Source organism: Rhodoglobus galactosidasius (assembly GCF_054957775.1).
This window is the reverse complement of sequence record NZ_JBQIAV010000018.1, coordinates 1-7,052: the sequence shown is the minus strand read 5'-3', so window position 1 is coordinate 7,052 and position 7,052 is coordinate 1. Positions and strand designations below refer to the sequence as shown.

Below are 7,052 nucleotides of genomic sequence, written 5' to 3'. Positions count from 1 at the left end.
GCCATCGTGTGGTGTCCTTCGTGTGAGTAGCTTTAGTCGGTTCTCACTGACCATCACACGGTGGCTCCTCACGTCGCCGTAGCGACGCTCAGCAGCCGGAAATTACACCACTCCCAGGGACGTGACCAGCTGTGGTTGCAGCACATGGAACTAGCCGAGCAAGCTTTCCAGACCTCATTGCCTCCGAACTGGAACTCTCCCGAGATCGAATTTCCTAGCCTCGAAGAGCTCGAGGTATTACAACTTCAGGAGGGTTTGCCGCTCGCCTGGGTCCCGCCTAACTCCGTTCTGAAGGAAATCCTCGCCTGCAAGAAGAGCACTTCCCGACTGCGAGTGATCGCTCGGGAATCGCCAGCAATTTTGAATGCCTGTTTACGCGAGCTTCGGCGTCTCCGTTCCGCTGAAACGAGCGAGTGGAGGACGTCCGCGCGAATGGCTGCACTCGCCATGCAGGCAGGCCATTGGCGGGCTGGTCAAGCTCTCGCGACTATTGCGCTTGACTCTGCCATGGACAAGTTCGTGCGGTCATCCTACAAGGATGCCACTAAGCAATCGCGCGACGGGAAGGGCAAGGTGAAGGTCGCAACACCCCCGGGCTCATCCGAGGCCAGTTTGCCTACGTGGCGGGATATTGACTACCCGCGTGCATTGTTAGTCCTCCATAGCATCTACGGCGCGTTTACCGAGTTTGATCTACGCCGGGGCGAGCAAGTGCCGACGCAGTACACGAGGCATGGAACAATTCACAGCATCAGTGGGCGTCAATACACCAAGGCGAACGCGCTCATTGCGCTTATGCACGTTGTGGGGCTCCTCTGTCTCATCGAAGACGAGTAGGCAGAACCGTGGGGTCTGCTGGACGTTTAGGTGAAAGTTATGACCAAACCATAGGTTAGGTCACCGAGTCAACCAAACCTTCAGTAGTCACGGGCGGAACACCGAAGCATCGCTCTGTGATGAGAAACGCTAAGCGGGCAGCCGTTCGATGAGTGTCTGATTGCGAGGCTGATTGGTTATGTTCGAGGTCGGCAAGTACACCCGAAATCACTATCTCCAAGCCTCTGGGCGCTGATTTTCCCGCAGCGACGACACTTTGTGAGGTGCGGATCGTCGCGTAGTGAAGGTGCAGTGAGCGGTCCCAGATAGTCGAATCCGTGTTCGTTGACGTGTTCCTCGGCGTCCTCGAAGGACGTCGGTGTGAGGTCGGACCAATGCCCTCTTGCTTCGACAGCCCACTGGCGCCAGTAACAAGCGCGACAGGTCGGCTCGTTCCAGCTGTTTTTCTCTTGTGTGTAGTTGAATCGGTAGTGCGTCTGAACGGCACAGGCTAGGCACTCTGTGAGCTGCCAATCGTCGGGATGAGTGAAGGGTTCCAAAGGGCGAAGTCCACCAACGCGTTGAATTTCCTCGATGTGGGTTACGCACCACGTCGACTTCTTTCGAGTTTTGAATGCGGCCACCGATCCACAGCTCTCTACCGAGCATATTTGATCGGTAGAGACTGGAGTCCGACGCAGAGGCTTCGGCGGCAGCATCGGCTTTGGTTGTTGCGGTGCCTGCTGCTTAGCCGTGCCAATGCTCCCACCCCGGATCGGACCGGATGGCGTTGTGTACGACTCGCCGTTCGTGCTTTGGAGCTCACTCTCGTGGAGAATAACTTCAGCTCCGTCAAGCCGGTTGCCGTCGAGGCAGCGAAGGAAATCATCTTCCGTCATCACCTCGATTTTCTGTCCCTTATCCTGCAACTCGAACGCCTTCCGCGCCTTGCTTGTGACGTTCGATCCCGGGCGCAACCCCGCGGGGTTGATATCTCCGACTACAAGAACGTTGGTCCGTTTTGTAGTGTTCTGCTCTGGGATCGCGCCGACTTTGGCGCACTCCTGCCGAGCTGAATCCCGCGTCATCGACATGAGGGCACCTGTGAAAACTACAACGCGACCGTGTAGGTAGCCACTCGGGTCCGCGTCGACGTTGACTTCAACGGGGCTGAAACCACGGTCGCTAGCGCTACCAGCGACGCAGCCACGGTAGCTGCCGTTGACCATGCGTCCAACGCGAACGCCCACGCTCTCAGCGAGGCTAGAGATGTCGGAAACTTCCTGTTGCGTAGCGAGCCGTTCGACGATCTCGACCACAGCATTCGCATCCGACAGAGCGTTGTGGTGGTCTTCCATCTCGAAGCCCAGTGACGCTGCCACATATGGCAGTCCGTATGTGGGGAGCGCCAAGGTGCGGCGTGCAATGACGAGGCTGCAAAGAAAGTGCAGTTCGGGCCACTCAATGCTGTCCACTTCGCAGGCGTAGCGGATTACTCCGAGGTCGAAGGCTGCGTTGTGGGCCACAACCACGTCGTCACCGATGAAACTGACAATCTCCGGCAGTGTTTCCTTCCAACGAGGGGCGTCGGCTACCATTTCCGCGGTTATCCCGTGGATCGCGGTGTTCCAGGAGTCGAACCGATCAGCGCCTTCGGGTGGGCGAATCAGCCAGTGCTTCGTGTCTACCGCCCGTCCACCACGGACTCTTACAAGCCCGACCGAACAGGGAGAGCCACGAAACGAATTAGCCGTTTCAAAATCGATCGCAGTGAAGTCGAGCATGGAACCTACTTCGAGAGAGTTTCAACCATATGCGTGGCACAGGACAGCGCTAGTCCGTCCGCGTCCGCATTGGGCTTAGTCACGTGCTCGACTCTATGGCCTTGTTGAGCGGTTGTCAGCACCCGGAAGTCGGTGAGGTGCCGTCGTTGGTGCCCTTGGTTGAGCTGCACTGCAGGGAGCGCGGAGTATCCGCCGACTGAACATCGCTTGACCCTCGCATTAAGCTTCTAAGCTGCCGAACTCTCTTGGATTCCTACTCCTCTAACGTATTGACCATGGCGTGCGCAGCACGGTCGAGGTACGCCCAGATTTCGGCGTCATAGAGCGGCGGCAATTCGAGAGTATCGAGAGCTACCCGCATGTGGTGTAACCAGCGGTCACGGGCATCCGGATTCACCTTGAAGGGCATGTGACGCATGCGAAGGCGGGGGTGTCCGCGTTCCTGGCTGTACGTGTTCAGGCCGACCCAGTACTGCACACAACCGTTAAATGACTTCGTCGGGTATAATAAGTTTAGGAATAGGGGCATGGAATGACCATCACAGAAGTGCGTGCGCAGTACGTTGAGGCCGCAATTCATAGCGGCGAGATCGAGGGCCTGACCGTGTCAGACGCCACTCTCACTGACGCTGATTCCTACATCGTCGGCAACATCGATTCTGAGGAGTTGGTTGATCGCGTCCGTGCTCGGTATGGGCTCAACTGACTTCGTAGACCCCTACTTGATTTCGGGGACCACGGTCCTCCGCAATCTTGTCGGCGCAACAATGAGCACTGAACTTTCTGCCGCGGAAGCTGATCTCTCGTTCGCACGTGCAACACAGTTGCTGGATGATCCAGTCCCGGCAACGAACGATCTTGCCGAACTCAAAACTATTCACTTTCGGCTCTTTCAGGACGTCTACGAGTGGGCTGGCCAACTGCGCACAGTCAACGTGAAAAAGGACATTCCCGGTGCCGAATTTTTCATGCCTTTTGGCCACATCGAGCTAGCGGTAGCAAATTGCTTCCAGGACCTTGCTGATGAAGAACACTTAAAGGGACTCGAGCGCGAGGCCTTCGTGGAGCGGTTGGCTTTTCACTACGAGAAGATCAATTACGTGCATCCGTTTCGAGAGGGAAACGGGCGAATGCAACGAGTGTTCTGGAATCGGGTCGCTCTCGAAGCCGGCTGGCAACTAGATTGGCGCCCCGTACATGGCGAAGAGAATCATCTTGCAGCACGGGCCGGCTCTGACGACGAAGATCTGCTGCCCTTGATTAACATGTTCGAAAAAATCGTCGCACCAGCTTCCACGAAGCCAGGCGAGCTCTGGTCGGCGCAGGAACTCCGGCGCCTGTCCATCAACACTTCGGATACCGACCGGGGCTTCTGAGGGTTAGGTACCCGCGATCCTCGCGACGGTCGCAAGGCGGAAATCCTGCCGTGTGTCCCACACTTTCCGGTTGAGCACGTTCTTCTGCAGGAGCGAGAGGAAGCTCGCCAACGCGGTGAGAGAGGCGCGGGGTGTGCTCGCGGCCACGAGTATTGCGGCATTGGATTTCGTCGTTGCCCTCATGTGGGGTGCCGAAGATTTGGTTGCCTCACTCGGCGGAACGTCGTCGCGCGTTGACGATGGCCCGTACCGTGGTGTCGCGTTGCATGCTCGGTCGTCGGTGTTGTTGGCGGCTGGTGCTTATTCGAAGGCTGTGATTGATGCGGTGCATCTTGAGATCGCAGACCTTGAGGGTCTCGGTGCTGAGGCTCGGGATGCTGCCGCGCTCGGGTTCACGGCTACGGCCTGCATTCATCCCTCTCAAGTGGCCATTGTGCGCGAAAGCTATGCGCCGACGGTCGAGGAGATTGCGTCAGCACGGGCACTTCTCGCCGCAGCGGATGGCCAGCACGGAGTCTTCAGTTTCGAGGGGCGCATGGTCGATGGCCCCATCCTGCGTCATGCGGAGTGCGTTGTGGCGCGGGCGGGGTTGCGTGAGGGCTGACCCGATCAGCCATCGACTCAGCAACGCCGCGGGCCTCGTCCGCGAGGCACCGGCGGCTGAACTCCGTATCATCCTTATGGGCATCGAACAGCGCGTTTGCGTGATACGCCTCGACCGCCTGACTGCCGGCGATCGGGTCGAGCAGCCACCCGCAGTAAGGCTGGCGAGCAAGATTGATAACCCGGCACGTCACCGCGACACGGGTCCCGCATTCGGTGAACTCCTTCACGAGCGGGTAGAATCTGTCCCTGCAAGTTTGCCTGCGATTAATATGCTGCAGCCCGCCGGAGGACCTTATTCTCGTGCTCAAGGAGGCGGGTCCTCTTACCTGCGCTTTGTGCAACTCTACCGCCTCGCTCCGGGTCTGCCCTTGGCGTCACAACGTCCAGTTAGCGCTAACGAGATCACCCCAGATATCTACATCTCTTCGACCGATTCGGCTCTGCGAAAGATAATCATGAGTCTAAAGGTGCCACAGTCCCGTTCTGAAGTAAGCCGAGACGAGTCGCGTTTGAGACTGCTTCCATACGAGAATGTGCACCAAGCTTGCGGTAAACGCTGCCAGCGTGTCGTTTAACCGTACCCTCTGTGATGGAAAGCTGATCGGCAATTGACCTGTTCGAATGCGCCTGAGCAATGAGTCGCAGAACCTGAGACTCACGGATGGAGAGAATTCCGGAAACTTCGCAATCGTCGGCGAGGGACTCCACCGGAGTCGTCTGATGTTCGTCGCGCACAGTATGGTCGCAGATCGCCCGAATAAGGTCCGCGCTTGGAATGCTCTTAGTTAGGTAGGAACTCGCTCCAGCAATTAGGAGGTCTCTCTGAAGGACCGAATCGCGGTACATCGTGAGGACAATGATCGCGGTATCTGGTGCGGAGCGACGAACTCGCCTGATCGTGATGCGGGCGGGGTCACCATGCAATTCAACATCTAGAAGAAGCACATCTGGACGATGAAGGATCGTCAGCCTCAGTGCTTCCTCGCTTGTGCGGGCTTCGGCGACGACTTGGATTTGGGGGGAGCGGCTAAGGAGCACTACGAGTCCCTCACGAAAGAGGTCATGGTCATCCACAATCACGACTCGCGCGAATTCCTTAGCCACTGGGCGTACTGCCGAGGGTAGGGACGATTAGTCGTACGCTGGTACCTTTCAGCGGATCGGAATCAACTAAGAGTTGACCCCCGATCGATTCGGCTCGCTCGTGCATATCTTGCAGCCCGATGGATTCCGGTGGGATCTCATCGAAACTGAACCCGGGTCCGTTGTCTTCGATAACTATGGTGGCGCGTTTTGCTTCCCAGGCTATGGAGACCCGGATCTCGCTCGAGTGGTGCGCATGAGTCCGAGCATTTCGGAGCGCTTCACGTACGACTGTAAACGCCTCCTCACCGACCGAGGAAGGTAGGTTCACCGCAACACCAGAAGTCTTCAACTTGATTATTGGGGAGATGTCCGAAATGTCCGCAGCATAGTCACTGATCACCTCGGCAAGGGGACGATCGCCGACAAGTTGACGCAATTCCACGGCGATGTCCTGAACATCACGAAGAGCTTCGGAAAGGACTTGCCGAGCCACATCGAGATGAGATTCAGCCTCGGTTGCAGTGCAAAAGCGACTCAGGTCGATCCTGTTCAACCCCGTGGAGATGGCATGTGCTACTCGATCATGAAGCTCTCGAGAGACTCTCCTCCGAACTTCAAAGTCAGCGGCGAAGAGTCGCTGCCGGAGTGTCTCGGCATAGGCGATGGCGCCGGGTGGAAACCGCCGCCAGATTGCATGATGCAACGCGCGTGCTACCGAAACAGTTGTAGTGGCCGTCCCACTTCGACCCTCGGAGTAGGAAGCGAGCGCGGGCAAGGCGCGATCAAACAGAATCTCAGCGGCCATCAGGCTCTCTGCGGGATGGAGACCCTGCTGAGCCCGAAGTTCTCCTGTTTGGTGGAGAACCCTGCTGCTCGTCGTAATTGACGGACGGCGAAGGGAAATCATGCGTGTCGTCGGAGATTGCCGACATTGATTCCGCCAAAATTGCACGAGCATGTTGTGCGAAGACCAGATCTAGTTGGCTGTCGTCAACGAGCTTGCTGCCCCTTGCGACTAGTTCCTCACGTACCGCTTCAAGGATAGGCGCGAACAGATGTTCAACGTGCAAGCCCACAATTTCTGCCGACCGCATCTCAGAGATAGTCGCTGGGCCTATCAATTTTCTTGAAGGCAAGGATCCACCTAGTTCTGAACGCGTGCGCTTCCCGCACCCCGACCGCGCCAAGGTCTCGACGCAGAAACGGCGTTGGTACACCGCCTTATAGCGAACGATAGCGGAGTGGGCGCGCTGCGCGCGGTCACGTCCCTGGGAGTGGTGTAATTTCCGGCTGCTGAGCGTCGCTACGGCGACGTGAGGAGCCACCGTGTGATGGTCAGTGAGAACCGACTAAAGCTACTCACACGAAGGACACCACACGATGG

At 57.6% G+C, this 7,052-nt stretch carries 6 protein-coding genes and 2 pseudogenes; 4 read left to right on the top strand and 4 right to left on the bottom strand.

Annotation, left to right across the window (positions count from 1 at the left end):
• Positions 1-432 precede the first annotated feature (432 nt).
• Positions 433-837 carry a hypothetical protein gene (locus ACTJJW_RS14685; RefSeq protein ID WP_462645898.1) on the top strand — a complete coding sequence of 135 codons (405 nt, stop codon included), beginning with the start codon at positions 433-435 and terminating at the stop codon, positions 835-837.
• Positions 838-1,013: 176 nt separating this feature from the next.
• Here ACTJJW_RS14685 and ACTJJW_RS14680 read toward each other — a convergent pair whose 3' ends face one another.
• A complete protein-coding gene (locus ACTJJW_RS14680) occupies positions 1,014-2,600 on the bottom strand; it encodes an exonuclease domain-containing protein (protein ID WP_462645896.1) in 1,587 nt (528 codons plus the stop codon).
• A gap of 253 nt (positions 2,601-2,853) precedes the next feature.
• Positions 2,854-3,075: pseudogene (locus ACTJJW_RS14675) on the bottom strand (globin domain-containing protein); the annotation flags it as partial.
• 57 nt (positions 3,076-3,132) lie between these two features.
• Between ACTJJW_RS14675 and ACTJJW_RS14670 the strand changes: the two are divergent.
• The 3 genes and pseudogenes from ACTJJW_RS14670 to ACTJJW_RS14660 all read left to right on the top strand — a co-directional run.
• Positions 3,133-3,306 (top strand): antitoxin VbhA family protein, encoded by a 174-nt coding sequence (locus tag ACTJJW_RS14670; RefSeq protein ID WP_462645894.1) that lies wholly within the window; start codon positions 3,133-3,135, stop codon positions 3,304-3,306.
• A complete protein-coding gene (locus tag ACTJJW_RS14665) occupies positions 3,272-3,976 on the top strand; it encodes a Fic/DOC family protein (protein WP_462645892.1) in 705 nt (234 codons plus the stop codon). Before ACTJJW_RS14670 ends, ACTJJW_RS14665 begins: the two co-directional genes overlap by 35 nt.
• 121 nt (positions 3,977-4,097) lie before the next feature.
• Positions 4,098-4,580, top strand: a pseudogene (locus ACTJJW_RS14660) (HpcH/HpaI aldolase/citrate lyase family protein); the annotation flags it as partial.
• A 455-nt stretch (positions 4,581-5,035) separates the two neighbouring features.
• Here the strand turns inward: ACTJJW_RS14660 and ACTJJW_RS14655 are convergent.
• Both ACTJJW_RS14655 and ACTJJW_RS14650 read right to left on the bottom strand, forming a co-directional pair.
• Entirely contained in the window at positions 5,036-5,686 is a 651-nt protein-coding gene (locus ACTJJW_RS14655) for a response regulator transcription factor (RefSeq protein ID WP_462645890.1), read from the bottom strand.
• Positions 5,679-6,473 carry a sensor histidine kinase gene (locus ACTJJW_RS14650; RefSeq protein WP_462645888.1) on the bottom strand — a complete coding sequence of 265 codons (795 nt, stop codon included), beginning with the start codon at positions 6,471-6,473 and terminating at the stop codon, positions 5,679-5,681. Before ACTJJW_RS14650 ends, ACTJJW_RS14655 begins: the two co-directional genes overlap by 8 nt.
• Positions 6,474-7,052: the final 579 nt, after the last annotated feature.